This is a genomic window from Agrobacterium sp. CMT1 (assembly GCF_037203725.1).
GTDB classification, from domain to species: domain Bacteria; phylum Pseudomonadota; class Alphaproteobacteria; order Rhizobiales; family Rhizobiaceae; genus Agrobacterium; species Agrobacterium pusense.
In genome coordinates this window covers 330,195-349,327 of sequence record NZ_JBBCAR010000007.1, presented here as the reverse complement: position 1 = coordinate 349,327, position 19,133 = coordinate 330,195, and the positions used below count along the sequence as shown (strand labels likewise).

General features: G+C 60.0%; 19 protein-coding genes. 10 read left to right on the top strand and 9 right to left on the bottom strand.

Annotated elements, in window-relative coordinates; all coding sequences use genetic code 11:
* Positions 1-113 precede the first annotated feature (113 nt).
* Positions 114-995 (top strand): 3-hydroxybutyryl-CoA dehydrogenase, encoded by an 882-nt coding sequence (locus tag WA845_RS10235; protein WP_004445632.1) that lies wholly within the window; start codon positions 114-116, stop codon positions 993-995.
* Positions 996-1,053: 58 nt separating this feature from the next.
* On the opposite strand, the gene tlpA is transcribed toward WA845_RS10235, so the two are convergent.
* Positions 1,054-1,722, bottom strand: coding sequence for a thiol:disulfide interchange protein TlpA (gene tlpA / locus WA845_RS10230; RefSeq protein ID WP_034497626.1), 669 nt, complete (start codon positions 1,720-1,722; stop codon positions 1,054-1,056).
* A 22-nt stretch (positions 1,723-1,744) separates the two neighbouring features.
* On the opposite strand from tlpA, the gene argH reads away from it, so the two are divergent.
* The 4 genes from argH to WA845_RS10210 all read left to right on the top strand — a co-directional run bounded on the left by argH (position 1,745) and on the right by WA845_RS10210 (position 7,588).
* Entirely contained in the window at positions 1,745-3,145 is a 1,401-nt protein-coding gene (argH, locus tag WA845_RS10225) for an argininosuccinate lyase (protein ID WP_034497212.1), read from the top strand.
* Between the two features lie 94 nt (positions 3,146-3,239).
* Positions 3,240-3,443, top strand: a complete 204-nt coding sequence (gene lptM / locus WA845_RS10220) for an LPS translocon maturation chaperone LptM (RefSeq protein WP_004445637.1) — start codon at positions 3,240-3,242, stop codon at positions 3,441-3,443.
* A 13-nt stretch (positions 3,444-3,456) separates the two neighbouring features.
* Positions 3,457-4,725, top strand: coding sequence for a diaminopimelate decarboxylase (gene lysA / locus WA845_RS10215; RefSeq protein WP_112554709.1), 1,269 nt, complete (start codon positions 3,457-3,459; stop codon positions 4,723-4,725).
* A 166-nt stretch (positions 4,726-4,891) separates the two neighbouring features.
* Entirely contained in the window at positions 4,892-7,588 is a 2,697-nt protein-coding gene (locus WA845_RS10210) for a TIGR02302 family protein (RefSeq protein ID WP_112554707.1), read from the top strand.
* A 257-nt stretch (positions 7,589-7,845) separates the two neighbouring features.
* Here the strand turns inward: WA845_RS10210 and WA845_RS10205 are convergent, their stop codons facing one another.
* From WA845_RS10205 to WA845_RS10195, 3 genes are all read right to left on the bottom strand, one after another.
* Entirely contained in the window at positions 7,846-8,205 is a 360-nt protein-coding gene (locus tag WA845_RS10205; RefSeq protein ID WP_004445642.1) for a response regulator, read from the bottom strand.
* Between the two features lie 142 nt (positions 8,206-8,347).
* Positions 8,348-8,890 (bottom strand): hypoxanthine phosphoribosyltransferase, encoded by a 543-nt coding sequence (gene hpt, locus WA845_RS10200; protein WP_004445644.1) that lies wholly within the window; start codon positions 8,888-8,890, stop codon positions 8,348-8,350.
* A 68-nt stretch (positions 8,891-8,958) separates the two neighbouring features.
* Positions 8,959-9,630 (bottom strand): hypothetical protein, encoded by a 672-nt coding sequence (locus WA845_RS10195; RefSeq protein WP_337322303.1) that lies wholly within the window; start codon positions 9,628-9,630, stop codon positions 8,959-8,961.
* Positions 9,631-9,827: 197 nt separating this feature from the next.
* On the opposite strand from WA845_RS10195, the gene ftsE reads away from it, so the two are divergent.
* The 4 genes from ftsE (at position 9,828) to WA845_RS10175 (ending at position 13,242) form a co-directional block, all read left to right on the top strand.
* Entirely contained in the window at positions 9,828-10,487 is a 660-nt protein-coding gene (gene ftsE, locus WA845_RS10190; protein WP_004445648.1) for a cell division ATP-binding protein FtsE, read from the top strand.
* A complete protein-coding gene (locus WA845_RS10185; protein ID WP_035209125.1) occupies positions 10,480-11,487 on the top strand; it encodes a cell division protein FtsX in 1,008 nt (335 codons plus the stop codon). Before ftsE ends, WA845_RS10185 begins: the two co-directional genes overlap by 8 nt.
* Before the next feature lie 111 nt (positions 11,488-11,598).
* Positions 11,599-12,330 (top strand): YdcF family protein, encoded by a 732-nt coding sequence (locus WA845_RS10180; RefSeq protein ID WP_034497226.1) that lies wholly within the window; start codon positions 11,599-11,601, stop codon positions 12,328-12,330.
* 114 nt (positions 12,331-12,444) lie between these two features.
* Positions 12,445-13,242: a lysophospholipid acyltransferase family protein gene (locus tag WA845_RS10175; RefSeq protein ID WP_004445653.1), complete on the top strand. Its 798-nt coding sequence runs from the start codon at positions 12,445-12,447 to the stop codon at positions 13,240-13,242.
* On the opposite strand, the gene WA845_RS10170 is transcribed toward WA845_RS10175, so the two are convergent.
* Positions 13,215-13,766, bottom strand: a complete 552-nt coding sequence (locus tag WA845_RS10170) for a gamma-glutamylcyclotransferase (protein ID WP_004445654.1) — start codon at positions 13,764-13,766, stop codon at positions 13,215-13,217. The two genes, WA845_RS10175 and WA845_RS10170, sit on opposite strands and share 28 nt — an antisense overlap.
* A 49-nt stretch (positions 13,767-13,815) precedes the next feature.
* On the opposite strand from WA845_RS10170, the gene WA845_RS10165 reads away from it, so the two are divergent.
* Positions 13,816-14,817: a DUF2125 domain-containing protein gene (locus WA845_RS10165; RefSeq protein WP_004445657.1), complete on the top strand. Its 1,002-nt coding sequence runs from the start codon at positions 13,816-13,818 to the stop codon at positions 14,815-14,817.
* 124 nt (positions 14,818-14,941) lie between these two features.
* On the opposite strand, the gene WA845_RS10160 is transcribed toward WA845_RS10165, so the two are convergent.
* The 4 genes from WA845_RS10160 to WA845_RS10145 form a co-directional block, all read right to left on the bottom strand.
* On the bottom strand, positions 14,942-15,871 hold the full coding sequence (locus tag WA845_RS10160; RefSeq protein WP_112554703.1) for a prephenate/arogenate dehydrogenase family protein: 930 nt from the start codon (positions 15,869-15,871) through the stop codon (positions 14,942-14,944).
* Positions 15,871-16,977, bottom strand: coding sequence for a histidinol-phosphate transaminase (gene hisC, locus WA845_RS10155; RefSeq protein ID WP_112554701.1), 1,107 nt, complete (start codon positions 16,975-16,977; stop codon positions 15,871-15,873). The genes WA845_RS10160 and hisC (WA845_RS10155) overlap by 1 nt, the downstream gene beginning before the upstream one ends.
* Positions 16,978-17,108: 131 nt before the next feature.
* Positions 17,109-18,215 (bottom strand): histidinol-phosphate transaminase, encoded by a 1,107-nt coding sequence (gene hisC / locus WA845_RS10150; RefSeq protein WP_112554699.1) that lies wholly within the window; start codon positions 18,213-18,215, stop codon positions 17,109-17,111.
* Between the two features lie 85 nt (positions 18,216-18,300).
* Entirely contained in the window at positions 18,301-19,062 is a 762-nt protein-coding gene (locus tag WA845_RS10145; RefSeq protein ID WP_112554697.1) for a methyltransferase domain-containing protein, read from the bottom strand.
* Between the last annotated feature and the right edge of the window lie 71 nt (positions 19,063-19,133).

Below are 19,133 nucleotides of genomic sequence, written 5' to 3'. Positions count from 1 at the left end.
TTCAAATAGATGATGAAGGCGGCGCGTTTTTTGAACGCGCCGCCTTCTCTTTTTCGGCGATATGCGTAACATCGCCAGCGAATTTGCACATGCAGCACATGGGAGAACAGCATATGACCGCCCCCTTTAAGAACATCGGTGTCATCGGAGCCGGTCAGATGGGGTGCGGCATCGCACATGTCTCTGCGGTTGCCGGCTACAGGGTTCATATCTACGATCTTTCCAAAGACGGCATCGAGGCCGGCCTTGCCACGATCAATGGCAATCTCGCGCGCCAGGTCACCAACGGCAAGCTTTCCGACGAGGCCCGCAAGCAGGCCCTGGCGCTCATCAGCGGTTCGACCGATGTCAACGATCTGGCACCCATGGACCTCGTCATCGAGGCTGCCACCGAGAACGAAGAGATCAAGCGCAAGATCTATGCACAGATCTGCCCGGTCCTGAAGCCGGAGGCGCTTCTCGCCACCAACACGTCTTCACTTTCCATCACCCGGCTTGCCTCTGCCACCGACCGTCCGGAACAGTTCATGGGCATCCACTTCATGAACCCGGTGCCGGTCATGAAACTGGTGGAACTGGTGCGCGGCATCGCCACCAATGAAAAGACCTTCGATGCGGCCAAGGACTATGTGCGAACGCTGGAAAAGGCGATCACCGTCGCCGAAGATTTCCCAGCCTTCATCGTCAACCGCATCCTTCTGCCGATGATCAACGAGGCAATCTATACGCTTTATGAGGGCGTTGGCTCCGTGGAAGCCATCGACACCGCCATGCGCCTCGGCGCGAACCACCCGATGGGTCCGCTGCAGCTCGCAGACTTCATAGGCCTCGATACCTGTTTGTCGATCATGCAGGTGCTGCATGACGGCCTGTCCGACAGCAAATACCGCCCCTGCCCGCTGCTGGTCAAATATGTCGAAGCCGGCTGGCTCGGCCGCAAATCCGGCCGTGGTTTTTACGATTATCGGGGTGAGACGCCGGTTCCGACGCGGTAAAAATCGACCTTGTGCTGAGGGAGAGGAAATATCTCTCCCCCAAGCCGAAAACTCAAAGCTACCTGGATGTTGCGGCCGTCACCAACGCCTTGGCATCTTCGCTATCCCACGCCGCCGGCCCGTTCATCGCTGCGAGAAGACAGCCGTTTTCATCCAGCAGCAGGGTGGCCGGCAGGCCGAAAGCGAGACCTTCCTTTTTCAGAACGTTGAAGACGCCCATGGAACTGTCGCGATAGTGCTTCAGGGAATCGATCTTGTATTCGTCCATGAAGGCTTTCGGCTTTTCATCCCCGCCCGTATCGATGTTAACAGCCACGACTTCAAAGCCGTTACCGCCCTTTTCCTTCTCCAGCGCGTTCAGCGCCGGCATTTCTTCCCGGCAGGGCACGCACCACGTCGCCCAGAGATTGAGCAGCACCGCTTTACCCTTGAGATCGGCAAGGCTCATATCTTTCCCCTCCGGCCCTTTGAAGGAGAGCGGAATAACGCGCGGGGTGTCTGCCGCCGACATAGCCGCCACCTGGCCCTTCAGAAAGGGTTTCAGCGTGGCAATGCGGTTCGCCGCACCTTCACATAAACCGGCGTCGGCCACCGCTGCCCCTTGAACCGGGCTCTCAGACCCAATATGCCTGAACCAGACCGCGCCTGCACCGGCGAGCACACCGGCAACGGCAGCAATTGCAACCAATTTGGCGGAAGGAAGCCTGAACGGCCTTTTCTCTGTCATCGAATACTCCAGGGCATCACACATGGCTGACGGCACAGATCAGAAATCCTCCAACCAGATGTGGGGCGGGCGTTTCGCTTCCGGGCCATCTGCCATCATGGAAGAGATAAATGCCTCCATCGGCTTCGACAAGAAACTTTACGCCCAGGATATCCGCGGCTCTATGGCGCATGCCGCCATGCTGGCATCTAAAGGCATTATTTCGCCTGAAGATAAAGACAAGATCACCGAAGGCCTGAACACGATCCTGTCAGAGATCGAATCCGGCAGCTTCGAATTCTCCCGCAAGCTCGAAGATATTCACATGAATATCGAAGCGCGGCTTGCCACCCTCATCGGCCCGGCCGCCGGCCGTCTGCACACCGCCCGCTCGCGCAACGACCAGGTGGCGCTCGATTTCCGCCTGTGGGTCAAGGAAGAATTGCAGAAGACCGAAGGCATGCTGACGGCGCTCATCGCTGCCTTCCTCGACCGCGCCGAGGAAAACGCCGATACGGTGATGCCCGGTTTCACGCATTTGCAGACGGCGCAGCCTGTCACCTTCGGCCATCATTGCATGGCCTATGTGGAAATGTTCGGCCGTGACCGCGCCCGCGTACGCCACGCCATCGAGCACATGGACGAAAGCCCGATTGGTGCGGCCGCCCTTGCCGGCACCGGCTATCCGATTGATCGCCACATGACCGCCAAGGCGCTCGGTTTCCGCGAGCCGACCCGCAACTCCATCGACACCGTGTCCGACCGCGATTTCGCGCTGGAATTCCTGTCGATCGCCTCCATCTGCGCCACGCACCTGTCGCGTCTTGCCGAAGAGATCGTCATCTGGTCGACGCCGCAATTTGGTTTCATCCGGCTGTCGGACGCCTTTTCCACGGGCTCGTCGATCATGCCGCAGAAGAAGAACCCTGATGCCGCTGAGCTGGTGCGCGCCAAGACCGGCCGCATCAACGGCTCGCTGATCGCTCTCCTCACCGTGATGAAGGGTCTGCCGCTCGCCTATTCCAAGGACATGCAGGAAGACAAGGAACAGGTTTTCGACGCCGCCGAAAGCCTGGAACTGGCGATCGCCGCCATGACCGGCATGATCCGCGACCTCGAAGTACGCAAGGACCGCATGCGTGCGGCGGCAGGCTCCGGTTATTCCACCGCGACCGATCTGGCCGACTGGCTGGTGCGAGAAGCAGGTCTGCCCTTCCGCGATGCCCACCATGTGACCGGCAATGCCGTGGCGCTGGCGGAAAAGAAAGGCTGCGATCTCGCCGATCTTTCGCTGGAGGAGTTGCAGGCCATCCACCCCGGCATCACCAACAGCGTTTTCGATGTTCTTTCGGTGGAAGCATCGGTCGCCAGTCGCACAAGCTTCGGCGGCACGGCTCCTTCGGAGGTGCGCAAACAAATCGCCTGGTGGCGCGGCCGCAACTGATAAATCTGCGTTAAGCCGCGATCACAAGAAACAGGGTGCACAAGCGCCCTGTTTTTCGTTATCAGAGAAGCACATATTTCCTTTGGACAGGCCCATGCTTTCAAAATCCGTGCGCAAACTCATCGTTCCCATCGGCATGACGCTTGCCGTAAGCCTCGCTCTCAGCGCCTGCGGGCGCAAGGGCGACATCGATCCGCCGAGCACGCCGGTCGAAATGCGCAACAAGCGCGCCGCCGATGGCAGTGAGCCGAAGCCGGCAACGGCGGAACGGCCCTTCATTCTCGACAAGCTTCTCTGACGGGTAAAAAGCCGTGAACCATTTTGGCTATATCGACGGCGTGCTGCACGCCGAAAACGTGCCCGTGCCCGAGATCGCCAAGGCGGTCGGCACGCCCTTCTACGTCTATTCGACCGCAACCCTGGAGCGCCACTACAAGGTGTTCTCAGGTGCGTTTGCGGATGTGGACGCCATGGTCTGTTATGCCATGAAGGCCAACTCCAACCAGGCCGTGCTGAAGACGCTGGCAAAGCTCGGCGCTGGCATCGACGTCGTCTCCGGCGGTGAATTGCGTCGCGCTCTGGCTGCTGGCGTGCCGGCAAACCGCATCATGTTCTCCGGCGTCGGCAAGACGGTTGCGGAAATGGATTATGCGCTGGATGTGGGCATTTATTGTTTCAACATCGAATCCGAGCCGGAGCTGGAAGTCCTCAATCTGCGCGCCATCAAGGCGGGCAAGCGGGCGCATGTCTCCTTCCGCATCAACCCTGATGTGGATGCGCGCACCCACGCCAAGATTTCCACCGGCAAGAAAGAAAACAAGTTCGGCATTTCCTATGAGCGGGCGCGCGCCGTCTATGCCCATGCTGCAACCCTGCCCGGCATCGAAGTCACGGGCATCGACATGCATATCGGCAGCCAGATCACCGAGTTGCAGCCTTTCGAGGACGCCTTCCGGCTGCTGCGCGAACTGGTGGAAGCGCTTCGCGGCGATGGCCATGCGATCAGCCACGTCGATATCGGCGGCGGCCTCGGCATTCCCTACCGCGACGACAATAATCCGCCGCCTTTGCCGGATGCCTATGCGCATATCGTCAAGAACGAGTTGAAGAGCCTCGACTGCAAGATCGTCACCGAGCCCGGCCGTCTGATCGTCGGTAATGCCGGCATTCTGGTAACGGAAGTCATCTATGTGAAGGATGGCGGCGAAAAGACCTTTGTAATCGTTGACGGCGCGATGAACGACCTCATCCGTCCGACACTATATGAGGCCTATCACGGCATCCGCCCGGTGGTGCAACCGGCAGAGGATACGCCGCGCATCAAGGCCGATATCGTCGGCCCGGTCTGCGAAACCGGCGATTATCTGGCGCTGGACCGCGACATGGCCGCACCGCAACCGGGCGATCTCATCGCCGTCAGTTCCGCTGGCGCCTATGGTGCGGTGCAGGCAGGAACCTATAATTCCCGCCTGCTGGTGCCGGAAGTGCTGGTCAAGGGTGACAAATTCCATGTCATCCGCCCCCGCGGCACGTATGAAGAGCTGATCGCCCTCGATTCCGTGCCCGCCTGGCTCGACTGATCCGCTTGCAGCCGATCACAATTGAGCGAAGCTGCCTAAAAAATGGGGGTGAGGGCTTGGCTGCCCTCGTCTTCGCCACAAAGAATGTTATCCTTGCCTCTGTGGTATGGAGAACTCGCCGTTCCGGGAATGGCGTTGACGTGGCCAGAACCGGGAGAACGGATTGATGACCACAGCCGGAGAGGACAGGACAGGCAGAAAGCGCTCCACTGGCGCATTCGTGCAGCGGCCGGACCTTGCCCGCCGGGTTGCCGCCAAGCGTTTCTTCGCAAAAATCGTTCTGCTTTCGGAGAAGATCGCCCCGAAAACGCTATGGCCGCTCTCTATTGCCGCTCTGTTTCTGGTGCTTGCCTGGTTCGGCCTTTACCGGCACATGCCGGATTTTCTGCGGCTCGGCGTCGTTTTCGTGCTCGTGTTCGCCTTCATTGCCACTCTCCTGCCGATCGCGCGGCTGAAATGGCCGACTGACAACGACGCTTCCCGCCTTCTCGAAGATCGCAACGGTCTTGCACACCAACCTGTTGGAGTACAGGAAGACGAACCGGCCTTCGACACGCCTTTTTCCAGAACGCTCTGGAAGGAACACCAGATCCGCATGGCGGAGCGTATCGCCGCACTGAATGCCGGTCTGCCGAAGCCCGATATCGCCCGTTATGACCGTCTCGCCCTACGCGCCGTTCCCGCCCTTCTTCTGGCTGCTGCCTTCGGTTTTTCCTTTTCCAACGGCGCAGGCACGATTGCCGATGCCTTCCGCAGCCAACCGACCGTGGGTCCGCTCAATCCCGATATTCGACTGGATGCCTGGGTTACGCCGCCCTCTTATACCGGCCGCGCACCGATTTTCCTGACTGGGCGTGATGCGACCAACCGCGACGCGGTTTCCGTGCCGCAGTCGTCCAGGCTGACGATCCGCATGACCGGTGGTGATGGCGGCGAAGAAGTGACCTTCGAACCGGAAATGGCGGGCGCCCTGCAAAAGCTCGCTCCCGAAACAACCCGGGCCGACAGTGCGAGCGGTGATGTCACGGTTCCGGCGCAGGCTCCTTTGGCGGATCAGCCCTTGGCACCGCGCACCTTCGCGATGGATGTCACCGAAAGCGGCATGATAACCGCCAATGGCGAGCAATGGTTGTTCAATGTCATCCCGGACCAGCCGCCCAGCATTGCCTTCGACAACATGCCGCGCCGCGCCGTCAACGGCGCGCTGGAAATCGGCTTCACCGCCAAGGATGATTACGGGTTGAAGGAAGCTCACGCGATTATTGAGCCTATCGGCGTTGCCGAAGGCGCGACAGCGCTTTACCCGCCGCCGGAATTCAAGCTCGATCTGCCGCGGCAGAACAATCGCGAGATCAAGGGGCTGACCAGCCGCAACCTGACCGAACATCCGATGGCCGGGAAACGCGTGCGTATTACACTGGTGGCGACTGACGGTGCAGGCCAGACCGGCCGCAGCCCTCCGCATGAAATGGTGCTGCCGGGCCGCAATTTCTCGGAACCGCTGGCTGCTTCCATTGCCGAACAGCGGCAGATTTTTTCGCTCGACACACGCCAGATGCCAAAGGCGATCGCCTATAACGAGGCGGTTGGAATGCGTCCGGAAGAGACCATTCCCAACACGACGCATTATCTCCTGCTGCAATCGGCGCAGACCCGCATGCGGCTCGCCTATAATGAGGAAATGCTGAAGGACACGGCGGATTACCTCTGGGAGATCGCACTGGGCATCGAGGATGGTGATCTTTCGCAGGCGGAAAAGCGCCTGCGCGATGCACAGACCGCCCTTTCCGAGGCGCTTCAGCGCAATGCCTCCGATGAAGAAGTGGCCAAGCTCATGCAGGAGCTGCGCGAGGCGATGCAGCAGTTCATGAGCGAGCTTGCGCAACGCATGCAGAATGCGCCGCAAGCCAACATGAACCAACAGGCACAGAACGTGCTGCGCCAACGCGATCTGGAAAACATGATGAACCAGATCGAGAATCTCGCCCGTTCCGGCAATCGCGATGCCGCGCAGGAAATGCTCTCGCAATTGCAGCGCATGATGAACAATCTGCAAGCCGGCCGACCGCAGCGTCAGGGGCAGCAAGGCCAGCAGCAGAGCAGCAAGATGCGCCAGCAGATCGACAAGCTAGGCGAAATCCTGCAGCAGCAGCAGAAGCTGATGGACGAAACCTTCAAGCTGGATCAGGCATTGCGCGACCGGATGCAGCGCGGTGATCCGCAGCAGGGCGGCGAAAGCGACGACCAGCAGATGGGCGAAAACGGCCAGCAACAGCCTCAGGGCCAGCAAGGCCAACAGGGTGAAAATGGCCAACAGGGCGGACAGCAGCAGACTGACCAGATGACCGCCGAGCAATTGCGCGAAGCGCTGAAAAACCTGCGGGCCCAGCAGGATGCCCTCGGCAAGCAGCTCGGCGAATTGCAGCAGGGACTTCGCGATCTCGGCATGGAGCCGGGCGAAAATTTCGGCAAGGCGCAGCAGGAAATGCAGGGCGCCGGTGAGGCGTTGGGCAGGAGCCAGGGTGAACAGGCCGTCGAGGGCCAGGGCAATGCGCTGAATGCGCTGCGCCAGGGCGCACAGGACATGATGGGCCAGATCATGCAGGCCATGCGCCAGCAGGGCCAGCAGCCGGGTCAGGGGCAGGAAGGCATGGCCGGTCAAGGCGGCCAGAACGGCCGCGATCCGCTCGGCCGTCCGCGCAGCACCACCGGCCCTGACTTTGGCGATCAGGTGAAGGTGCCTGACGAAATAGACGTGCAACGCGCCCGCGAGATTCTTGACGCCATCCGCGAAAAGCTCGGCAACAATCCGCCGGGTGAGGTGGAACGGCGTTATCTCGAGCGGTTGCTGGATATCAGGTGACGGTTAGCACAGGTAATGGTGCGCCTCGTTACATCCTTTTTCAGAAGCTAAAGTTTCCGTCATGCCGGACTTGATCCGGCATCCAGCAGACGCGCGTCTGCGCGGCGGAAAGAGTTCTTTCAGCCCAAGGACTTGGGCTGGCTGGATTCCGGCTCAAGGCCGGAATGACGGAGGTAGGGAACTGCGCTGAGCCAGGGGGCTGACCAACAAAAAAGGCGGCCCGACGGCCGCCCTTTAAATCTCTGCGCCCTTACCACTCAGGCCGCAAGCGCCCGCGCCACGGCCTTGCGAATATCCGGAAGCGCAAAAGGTTTGGAAACCACGTCCACGATCTTCGTCGCCAGATCATCCGCCCGTTCGCGCTGCTCGGCGTAACCGGTCATCAACAAAATACGCATGGCCGGGAAGCTTTCGGCGGCGCGGTGCGCCAGCTCGATGCCATCCATGACCGGCATGCGGATATCCGAAAGAAGAAGATCGAAACTGGTTTCCTGAAGCTTTTCCAGGCCCTGCTCGCCGTCTGCCGCCTCATGGGTCTCGTGACCGTCGAGACGGAGCGCCCGCGCCACGAAAGAACGCAGCGCATCCTCGTCTTCGGTAATCAGAATCTTCGCCATTACTCATTGCTCCTGGGCATCATTTCCAGCCGTGAGCAACATCGCAGGCTCCTCTTTTCAAGAGGTAAACACCCAGGCTTTGGCTGGGTGAATGGTTAATAAGGCGTCTCTTCGCTGTGCCGTTCCGGCACGGGAAAACTGCTCAGGCGTCGCCGGTGACAACGCCGACGAAGGGCAGCTCGCGGAACGCATAAGCGACATCCATGCCGTAACCCACCACGAAATAATCAGGACATTCGAAACCGACATAATCGGCTTCCAGATCTTCCTTGCGCTTGACTTTCTTGTCGAGAAGCACGGCGATGGTGACGTTGCGAGCGCCACGCTCGTAAAGCAGTTCCTTGGCGAAGCGCAGCGTGCGGCCGGATTCGAGAATGTCGTCAATCAACAGGACGTCGCGGTCTTTCACGTCGCTGTCGATATCCTTGACGATCCTCACGCCCTGCGAAACCGTGCCGGTGCCATAGCTCGACAGCGTAATGAATTCGACTTCGGGGGCAAGACCACTGTCATGTAGCGCGCGGATAAGGTCGGCCGCGAAAATGAACGATCCCTTGAGCACGGCAATGACGAGCAGATCCTTGGTCGGGCCGCTGGCAATGTGCTTGGCCATGTCGCGATTGCGCTCTGCAATCTGCTCGGCGGTATAAAGCGGCTCGATATTTTTTCCACGGACGACGGGCATTCTTACTCCTGTGCTGCGCCTTGCCGATTTTACCTTTCAGTAAAAATAGAAGACAGGCGTTAGCACAGTCAGCGTCCGGACGCACCCGCCTCAACGAAGGAAAGCTTGATCTCGGGCGTTTTTCCACCGGGATGGCGCAGTTTTGCCGAAAAACCGTGGCTGAAACCGGGCTGCATCTGTTTAACCGGCGGGTCAATGACCATGCTGGCGACCAGCTGCCCCTTGGCGGCAAAAAGGTCCGCGCGAAGGGCCGGCACCTCTTCGAGCTTGCCGCCGTTATTCTCCACGATACCATTGATAAGCAGGATATCCATACCGCCCGCCTCCTGCGGCGTCACGGTGACATGGGAAATAGCGAGGGGGCTGACCGACGCTGCTACAGCGGTCTTTTCCGGCACCACCACGGAGAGGCCGCCTGAACAGACAAAAACAAGAATGGCGAGTCCCGCCACCAGCGCGGAATAAGCGTCCGCCGAAAGGAGGGATAATCTGCGATCCAGCCAGCCGATGAAGGCGAGGCCGAGCACACCGATGGTGACAGGTGGTTTTGCACCGTCCCGGGGCCTCGCGCCGCGATTGTCGTTTCCGGGCTGGCGCGGACGGTTTTCCTTGATGGTGACAAATTCCGCGTCTACCACGTCAATTGTCGGGTTTGCCGCCCGCGCCGTGCGGCGCAGCGGCGTCTCCGGCATCAGGAGGTCAAAATCGAATGCCGCTTGCCGGCGAGATGAACGGAACATAGCCATAGAATTCCTTGGGTGAGGTTTTCCGGCCCGCAAAACTGGGCATTGCAACGAATCCTGCCAAGTTTTAAATTTAAATGGTTAATGCTTCGCAAAAACCGCTCGCCGGGCGTCCCGAACCGGGGTAGACCGCGCCCTCCGGCTTCATCCCAGCGGCTTGCGAACCACCACGAAACGAAGAGACTGGAAGTCCGTTGATCCATTTCGAAAATGTCGGGTTGCGTTACGGCATGGGACCCGAAATCCTGAGGGACATGACCTTCGATATTCCCAAAGGGTCGTTCCAGTTTCTGACCGGCCCCTCGGGCGCCGGCAAGACAACGCTCCTGCGCCTGCTACTGATGTCGCTGCAGCCGACCCGCGGCAATATCCGCATGTTCAATCGCGATGTGTCACGCATTCCGCGCAGTGAGCTGCCGATGTTGCGCCGACGCGTCGGCATCGTGTTTCAGGATTTCCGGCTGCTTGATCATCTGACGACCTATGAGAATGTCGCCCTGCCGCTGCGCGTGCGTGGCAAGGAAGAAAGCGCCTATCGCAATGACGTGATCGAGCTTCTGAAATGGGTTGGGCTCGGCGAGCGTGTCAACGTGCTGCCGGCGATCCTTTCCGGCGGCGAGAAGCAGCGCGCCGCCATTGCCCGCGCGCTGATGGACCAGCCGGAAATATTGCTGGCCGACGAGCCGACCGGCAATGTCGATCCGCCGATGGCCAAGCGCCTTCTCAACCTGTTTCTGGAACTCAACCGGCTGGGCACCGCCGTCGTTATCGCCACCCATGACTTCGGCCTGATGGACCAGATCGATGCGCGCCGGATGATCCTGACCGAAGGGCGGCTCGACATCTATGAATGAGATCACCCGCAAACCGTTGAAGCCGGAAGCGGCGCAGCCGAAGCGTCCGCCCATGCGCATCCGCCCGATGGCACCCATTCTGCCGCCCTCCAACATTCAGGGCAATGCGCTGATGGTGGTCATCGCCATCATGGCTTTTCTCGCCTGCCTCACGCTCGGCGCCGTTTCCATGGTGCGCGCCACCGCCGCCACGTGGCAGAGCCAGATTTCCCGTGAGATCACCATCCAGATCAAACCCGAGGACGGGCTGGACATGAATGCAGCGCTGAACAAGGCGCGCAATCTGGCGCTCACCTTCGTCGGCACCCGCGATGGCACCATTCTTGACGATGCGGCGACATCGCGCCTGCTGGAGCCGTGGCTCGGCAGCGGGCTCGATCTCTCCGAACTTCCCATACCGCGTCTCGTCGTCATCACCATCGATGAAAACAATCCGCCCGATTTCCAGGCGATGCGGGATATGCTGAAGGCCGAGATTCCACAGGCATTTCTGGACGACCATCGCACCTGGGTCGACCGGCTCGTTTCCATGGCAAGAACCACTGTCATGATCGGCGTTGGCGTCCTCGTTCTCGTGTTCACAGCCATGGTGCTGACTGTCGTATTTGCCACCCGCGGCGCGCTTTCCGGCAATCGGCACATTGTCGAGGTTCTGCATTTTGTCGGCGCGGAGAGCAGCTTCGTGGCGCGGGAATTCCAGAAACACTTCCTGAAGATCAGCCTCAAGGGCGCGGCAGCGGGCAGTGCGCTGGCAGCCGCCGTGTTCCTCGTCGCCGGTTTCTGGCAGTCGAGCACCGTCGCCACCCCCCAGAGCGATCAGGCAAGTGCGCTTTTTGGCTCCTTTTCCGTCGGCCTTGGCGGTTATTTCGGCATTGCGATGACGATGATCATCATCGCGCTTCTCACCACCATCACCGCACGCGTCACCGTCATCCGCACCATCGACGATATCGATCGCGTCCGGTCCGATCCGTCGAAAAGCGACGGCCTGGCATCGTGATGACACGATGAATCTAGCGGAAAAACTGAAACCGTCACGAACGGGATGTAACCTGCGGACGGTGGACAAAAATGCCTGTTCCTTGCCTTAATCGGCGAGTAATCAGGAGGAATGTTTGTGAGTCGGACGGACCAGGATCAGGCAGCGACGCGACCGGCCCGAAAGGGGCTTTTGGCGCGGCGTGGTCCATTGCGCCGTTTTATCCGCGGCCTCATCCTGCTCTGCGTCATCGCGCTCGGCGCATTTTCCGGTGGTTTCCTGTGGTTTGCCGATTCTGTCGCCTCGATGCGCCCGCCCGAGGGTGCCAGAGGCGATGCCATTATCGTGCTCACTGGCGGTTATCAGCGCATCGAACAGGCGGTCGGCCTTCTGAGAGACGGCGTGGGCAAACGGCTTTTGATTTCAGGCGTCAACCCGGCCACAACCCGCTCGCAGATACGCAAGATGACGCAAGGGTCGTCCGATATGTTCACCTGCTGCGTGGACATGGGCTACAAGGCGATAGATACGATCGGTAACGCCAATGAGGCGGCGAGCTGGATACGCGATCACAACTACTCTTCCATCGTGGTCGTCACAAATAATTATCACATGCATCGCAGCCTTCATGAATTGCGCAGCGCCAGCCCACAGACGCAATTCATCGCCTATCCCGTCATCAGCGCCGATCTTGCCCGCACCAACTGGTTCGCGGAACCGGATGTGGTGAGAACCATGCTTTATGAATATCTGAAATTCGTGGCGGCGGCCGGACGTGACCTGACGGGCTTCGGCAAGGGCGATGGCCTGCGCAAGGCCACTGCCGATCACACTGCACCTAAAGTCACTGCAGCTTCCTCATAAGCATCCAGAAACACGCTTGCTGCCGCCCCTTGTTTTCGTGTAGGCGTCTGACATCGGCATCCGGCATCGAAGCGCTAAAGACTTCGAAACGGCTGCGTCCCGGGAAGGCTGTTGATGCTCAAGCTGCGCTCTTTTCTTTTTAATACGCTGTTTTATCTCAACCTGATTGTCCGCATGATCGTGCTGACGCCGATCTATTTTATCCTGCCACGCAAGATCGCCTACGAAATCCCGAAGAACTGGGCGCGCTCCAATCACTGGCTGATGAAAACCATCGTCGGCACCACCTTCGAGATCGAAGGGCTGGAAAACATTCCAGAGACTGGCTGCATCTTCGCGCCGAAGCACCAGTCCTTCTGGGACACCTATGCGCTGCTGCCCAACCTTCCCGATCCGGTCTACATTCTAAAGCGCGAACTTTTGTGGATCCCGCTGTTCGGCTGGTACGCGATGAAACAGAGGATGATCCCGGTCAACCGCGCCGCACGCGGTAAGGTGATGCTGAAGGTGATGGAGCGCGCGAAAGAGGAAATGGCCGCGGGCCGCGAACTCATCATCTATCCCGAAGGGACACGCCGGCCGCCGGGCGCCGAGCCTGAATATCGTTACGGCATCGCGAGGCTGTACCGTGACCTTCAGGTTCCGGTCATTCCCGTCGCCATGCATCCGGGCCTCTTCTGGCCGCGCCGTTCCACCATGCGTTATCCCGGCCATTTCAAGGTGCGTATCCTGCCCGCCATCGAACCGGGGCTCGACCCCGATGTGTTCTTCAAGCGCCTGATCGATGTCACGGAAAAGGCGAGCGACGAATTGCTGCTGGAAACCGTGCGCAACAATCCGCATTTGCCCTTGCCGCCGACTGCGGTGAAGCGGATTGCCGAGCTTCAGGGCAAGGAATCAACGGCTGGCTGAGCGACAAGCGCGCCGACATTGGCAGCGATGCTCTCCAGCAAGGAATCGCGTATGCCCATGTCCTGCAGATGCTGCACGGTGTTGAAGACGTAATCCGTGTTTGGACCGGAGCGACCGGCCGCAGCCGCGATGATGACAGCTGATTCGGCTACGCCGAGACCGCCGATATATTGCTCATGCGCGGGATCGGCCACATATGTCACGGCGCTGCCGCGCCGGCCGTCGGAAAGCGCGATCGAAACTACCCGCTCCTTGTAGACGTTCGTCACCAGTTCGCGCTCACGCAGATAGGCCATGACGGGATCATGATCCTTGCCCCGCACGCGAAAAGCGACGCCAAGACATGAGCCACCGCGTTCCAGCCCGAGAACGAGGCCGGGCTTTTCTTCCGTGCCTCTGTAAAAATTGGAGCTGATGCAGAGCGAGCGCCGATAACCGTGCAATCGTGCCTGCTGCCTCTCCTCAAAGGCGAAGCCAGGGTTCCACATTAACGAACCGTAGCCAAAGACCCAAAAATCGTCCATATCCCAAGCCAAATCAAAATTCCCTGAAGTCTGTTCATCGGAGATCAATATGGCAGCGTCAAGCCAATCCGGCACGGCCAAAAAATTCCTCTGGCTCGCCATCGCCATCCTCGTGGTTATCGGACTTTATACCGCCGGGTGGTTTTACGCCGCCGACAGGCTGAAGCAGACTGTCCTGAACGTGATTTCCCCCTCGCAGGCCCGCAGCGTCAGCGGCGAATGCAGCGATATCGCCTTCAAGGGTTATCCCTTCCGCATCGGCCTCTTCTGCGCGAAGGTGACGGTGGATGACAGCCAGAACGGCGTCTCCGCCTCCTTTGGCGAATTGCGCTCGGCGGCACAGGTCTACAATCCCGGCCATATCGTCTGGGAACTCGATTCGCCTGCGGAAATCCGCTCGGCCCACGGCCTGACCATTTCGGCAGAATGGAAGAACATGCAGTCCAGCATCGTCACCAGGCTGAAGGGCATTGACCGCAGCTCACTCATCATCGACGGGCTAAAGGCGCAGGCGGTTTCCTCGGTCACCGGCCAGACCATCGACTTCGATGCCGTCAAGACGGAGATGCACCTGCGCCAGAACGGCGCCGATCTCGATGGCGCGATCACGCTCACGGACTCCGCGACCGTCATCAAGGACTGGCCGCAGATTCTTCCGCGCCTCAACGCCATTGCCGATGTCACGCTCGCCGGCAAGGCAGGCATGGTGGATGGCAGCGATACAGCTGGCCTTTATGGCGCAAGCGGCGAGCTTCGCCGGCTGGTCGCCGATATCGGCGAAGGCCGTGTCATGCGCATCAGCGGCCCCTTCTCCTTCGATAACGAGGGTTATCTCTCCGGCAAGTTCAAGCTGGAGATCGAAAAGCTCGGCGCGTGGTCTGACAATGCCAAGCAGGCGTTTCCACAGCTGCAATCTACCATCGACACGGCGCGCAAGCTGCTCGGCGCACTCGCCGGCGGCGGTGACAGGGCGTCCGTCGATCTCGTAGTGGACCGCGGCCGCGCCACGATCAGCGGCTTTATCCCGCTGGGCAAGATTCCGCCGATCTGAGGGTTAGCCCGTAATCGACGTCATCCTTGGGACAAGCCCGAGCATGACGAAAGCAAGGCTTTGACACTTTACCAGCGGTTTGATGGCCGGATCAAATCCGGCCAAGACCGTCACCAGCGGCGCCCTACTTCTTCTGATCCAGCGCGTGACGACCGAAGTCGGGCGCATCGACGTCCTGACCTGCCTGCACGATGGAGCGACGAATAGCGCGGGTGCGCGAGAACAGCTCGAACAGCTTGTCGCCCTCTCCCCAGCGAATCGCCCTTTGCAGCGAGGCGAGATCCTCGGAAAACCGGGCCAGCATCTCAAGGATGGCGTCCTTGTTGTGCAGGCAGACGTCGCGCCACATGGTAGGATCGGAGGCGGCCAGACGTGTGAAGTCGCGGAAACCGGAGGCAGAATATTTGATGACTTCCGATTCGGTCACCGTCTCCAGATCATCCGCGGTGCCGACGATGTTGTAGGCGATGATATGCGGCAGATGCGAAACGATCGCCAGAACCTTGTCGTGGTGTTCGGCATCCATTTCATCCACGCGCGAACCGAGCGCCCGCCAGAAATCCTTCAGCTTTTCCAGCGCTGCCGCGTCCGTGTCCGGCAGCGGAGTGAAGATGCACCAGCGGTCACGGAAGAGGCCGGCAAAACCGGCATCCGGGCCGGATTTTTCCGTACCTGCCAGCGGGTGGCCGGGAATGAAATGCACGTTGTCAGGCATATGCGGCGCCATCTGTGCGATGACCGAAGCCTTGGTGGAACCCACATCGGTAACGATGGCGCCCGGTTTCAGATGCGGTGCGATCTGCCGCGCCACGCTTTCAGACGCGCCGACCGGCACCGAAACGATGACGAGATCGGCATCCTTCACCGCTTCCGCCGCCGAGACGGTATAATCCGTGCCAAGCGCCAGTTCTTCCGCCCGTTCTAGCGTATCTTCGCTGCGGGTGGAAATAATCACATGGCGGGCGAGCCCCAGTTCCTTGATGTCCCGGGCAATGGACGAGCCGATCAGGCCGATGCCGATCAGCGCGATGCGTTCAAACATGATCTCAGCCATCAAGCCCGTCCCATGAACTCGTTGAGAACAGCGATGACGCCAAGATTGGCCTCTTCCGAACCGATGGTCATTCTGAGCGCATTGGGGAAACCGTAACCGCGCACCGCACGCAGAATGTACCCGCGGCGGCTCAGGAACTCGTCAGCGTCCGTTGCCCGCTTGCCGTCCTGATCCGGAAAATGGATGAGGATGAAGTTGGTGACTGACGGCGTGACGGTGAGGCCGAGGCCGGTAAAGGTCGTGACCAGCTTTTCCATCCACACCGCGTTGTGCGCCACGGCTTTTTCGACGAAAGCCTGATCGCGGATGGCAGCGGCACCCGCTGCGATGGCCGGCGCGCTCATGTTGAACGGCCCGCGCACACGGTTCAGCGCGTCGACGATGGCGGCCGGACCATACATCCAGCCCACGCGCAGGGCGGCAAGGCCATAGACCTTCGAGAAGGTCCGGGTCATCACCACGTTGCGGTTGCCGGAAACCAGTTCCAGCCCGGCCTCATAGTCGTTCTTGCGCACATATTCGGCATAGGCCGCATCCAGCACCAGCAGAACATGTTTCGGCAGGGCGGCCTGCAGGCGGCGAATTTCCGCAACCGGAACATAGGTGCCGGTGGGATTGCCGGGATTGGCGATGAACACCATTTTGGTCTTCGGCGTCACGGCGGCGAGGATCGCGTCCACATCGACAGCGCAGTCTTTTTCCTTCACCGTCACCGGTGTCGCGCCCGCGCCCATGATCTGGATCTTGTAGACGAGAAAACCGTGTTCGGTGATGATCGCCTCATCGCCCGCACCCAGATAGACGTGGCAAAGCAGGCCAAGAAGCTCGTCGGAGCCGTTGCCGCACAGGATATTCGCGATGTTGAGGCCATGCACGTCGGCAATGGCCTGCCGCAACGCAATCGCCTGCCCGTCCGGATAGATTTCCAGATGGCTGGCCGCCGTACTGAAAGCCTCGATGGCTTTCGGGCTTGGCCCGAGCGGGGTTTCATTGGAGGAGAGCTTATAAACCTTCGCAACGCCATCCACATGCTCCTTGCCCGGAACATAAGCGGCGATATCCAGAATACCCGGACGCGGAACAGGTTGGCTAAGCTCTGCACTCATTTGATCGACCTTTGGAAAGCGCCGGAGAACCCGGCAAAAGCAATGCCGGAGGCATTAGACCGGAACGGTCGCTTTGTCGAGGGTCAGCGCGGCTTTCCTTGGCTTGCGACGCAGTGGGTCAATTCAGTGGATCAGGCTTGCCCCATGAACTCGCTGAGAACAGTGATGACACCGAGATTGGCCTCTTCCGCACCGATGGTCATTCTCAGTGCATTAGGGAACCCGTAACTGCGCACGGCACGCAGAATATAACCGCGACGGCTCAGGTACGTGTCCGCATCCGATGCGCGCCTGCCGTCCCGGTCGGGAAAATGGATCAGCAGGAAATTGGCGACGGACGGTGTGACAGTCAGGCCGAGCGTGACGAATGCTTGCGTCAGCTTATCGCGCCAGAAAAGATTATGCTCAATCGTCGTTTCCACAAAAGCCTGGTCGCGCAGGGCGGCAGTACCAGCGGCAATTGCGGGTGCGTTCAAGTTGAACGGGCCACGCACACGGTTAAGTACATCAACGATGTCCGCCGGACCGTACATCCAGCCGATACGCAGTGCGGCAAGACCGTAAGCTTTGGAAAGCGTGCGGGTCATAACGACATTGGCCCTATCGGACACCAGCTCGAGACCGGTTTCATAGTCGTTGCGGCGCACATATTCGGCATAAGCCGCATCGATCACCAGAAGAACATGTTTCGGCAGGCTGGCCTGCAGGCGGCGGATTTCCGCAACCGGAATATAGGTGCCGGTAGGGTTGCCGGGATTGGCGACGAACACCATCTTCGTCCTCAACGTCACCGCCGATAAAATTGCGTCCACGTCGACAGTGCAATCCTTTTCCCTGACTGTGACCGGTGTTGCTCCCGCTGCGATGATCTGGATTTTGTAGAGGAGAAAGGCGTGCTCAGTAACAATCGCCTCGTCGCCCGCGCCGAGATAGGCCCTGCAAAGCAGTTCCAGCAGCTCGCCGGAGCCATTGCCGCAAATAATATTTGCCAGATCGAGACCGTGAACCTCTGCAATTGCATGACGCAGTGCGGCGGCCTGACCGTCCGGGTAAATTTCCAGGTGGCCGGCGGCCTCGCTGAAAGCCTCTATCGCCCTGGGGCTTGGCCCAAACGGCGTTTCGTTGGCGGAAAGCTTGTAAACCCTGACGACGCCATCCACATGTTCCTTCCCGGGAACATAAGCCGCAATATCGAGGATACCCGGACGGGGAACAGGTAGGCTAAGCTCTGCGCTCATTTTTATCGACCTTTGAAAAGACGTCGGAGAACCCGGCAAAAAGCAATGCAGAAGGCCTAGGCCGGAACGGTCGCTTTGTCGAGGGTCAGCGCGGCTTTCCTTGGCTTGCGGCCGCGCGGGTGGTGGGCACCCCCTGTGGCGCGAGTACCGGCACGAAAACCCGGCGCGAGGCGCGCTGGGTGACTGGCAATCCCTGATAGAGACGTTTTTGCGCTTCCACCACGATGACGCCGGAAAACAGCGGCCAGAGACGACGCCCGGTATGTTCGAGGTAACGGCGGAATTTCAGCACCGGCCGGCTTGTAGTGGGCGGAAAGAACAGCGCCTCGGCGGTGGCGCCCGGCGTGAAATTGGTTTCGCGCAACAGCGCCGTCAGCTGCCCGCGCGAATAGGGCCGGCCGGAACCGAAAGGCGTGTGTTCCATGCGCGCCCAGACGCCGCGGCGGTTCGGCACCACGATGACCAGGCGGCCGCCCGGCGCCAGTACCCGCCATAGTTCCTTGAGGCTTTCCCGCGGATTTTCGGCAAATTCCAGCGCATGCACCATGAGAACCCGGTCTATCGACGAATCGGGCAGCGGCAATTCCTCATCGAACACCAACGCGGTGGAGGAAAGCTCTCCCGCCGGCCAGTTCACCGCCCCCTGCCCGGCCGGCATGAAGGCGAAGGTGCGCTCCGTATCGCGGCGGAACCGGTCCAGAAACGGCACGGCATAACCGAGGCCCACCAGCCGCTCTTCCGGCAAGGGAGGCCACAGCATCGAAAGCGCCATGGTGATCGCCTGCTCGGCAGAGCGGCCAAGCGGAGAATGATAGAATTCGCGCAGATCGACGATATCGGTATTCATGGGCGAGAATGTAGCATCAGGCGGTTGGACTTCAAGGCGTCTGCCCTTACATTGGAAGTCAGTTGGGAAAG

Coding starts and splice junctions, on each gene's coding strand:
- WA845_RS10235 (WP_004445632.1), top strand. CDS start 114: ATGACCGCCCCCTTTAAGAACATCGGTGTCATCGGAGCCGGTCAGATG.
- tlpA (WP_034497626.1), bottom strand. CDS start 1,722: ATGACAGAGAAAAGGCCGTTCAGGCTTCCTTCCGCCAAATTGGTTGCA.
- argH (WP_034497212.1), top strand. CDS start 1,745: ATGGCTGACGGCACAGATCAGAAATCCTCCAACCAGATGTGGGGCGGG.
- lptM (WP_004445637.1), top strand. CDS start 3,240: ATGCTTTCAAAATCCGTGCGCAAACTCATCGTTCCCATCGGCATGACG.
- WA845_RS10210 (WP_112554707.1), top strand. CDS start 4,892: ATGACCACAGCCGGAGAGGACAGGACAGGCAGAAAGCGCTCCACTGGC.
- WA845_RS10205 (WP_004445642.1), bottom strand. CDS start 8,205: ATGGCGAAGATTCTGATTACCGAAGACGAGGATGCGCTGCGTTCTTTC.
- hpt (WP_004445644.1), bottom strand. CDS start 8,890: ATGCCCGTCGTCCGTGGAAAAAATATCGAGCCGCTTTATACCGCCGAG.
- WA845_RS10195 (WP_337322303.1), bottom strand. CDS start 9,630: ATGTTCCGTTCATCTCGCCGGCAAGCGGCATTCGATTTTGACCTCCTG.
- WA845_RS10185 (WP_035209125.1), top strand. CDS start 10,480: ATGAATGAGATCACCCGCAAACCGTTGAAGCCGGAAGCGGCGCAGCCG.
- WA845_RS10180 (WP_034497226.1), top strand. CDS start 11,599: ATGTTTGTGAGTCGGACGGACCAGGATCAGGCAGCGACGCGACCGGCC.
- WA845_RS10175 (WP_004445653.1), top strand. CDS start 12,445: ATGCTCAAGCTGCGCTCTTTTCTTTTTAATACGCTGTTTTATCTCAAC.
- WA845_RS10170 (WP_004445654.1), bottom strand. CDS start 13,766: ATGGACGATTTTTGGGTCTTTGGCTACGGTTCGTTAATGTGGAACCCT.
- WA845_RS10165 (WP_004445657.1), top strand. CDS start 13,816: ATGGCAGCGTCAAGCCAATCCGGCACGGCCAAAAAATTCCTCTGGCTC.
- WA845_RS10160 (WP_112554703.1), bottom strand. CDS start 15,871: ATGGCTGAGATCATGTTTGAACGCATCGCGCTGATCGGCATCGGCCTG.
- hisC (WP_112554701.1), bottom strand. CDS start 16,977: ATGAGTGCAGAGCTTAGCCAACCTGTTCCGCGTCCGGGTATTCTGGAT.
- hisC (WP_112554699.1), bottom strand. CDS start 18,215: ATGAGCGCAGAGCTTAGCCTACCTGTTCCCCGTCCGGGTATCCTCGAT.
- WA845_RS10145 (WP_112554697.1), bottom strand. CDS start 19,062: ATGAATACCGATATCGTCGATCTGCGCGAATTCTATCATTCTCCGCTT.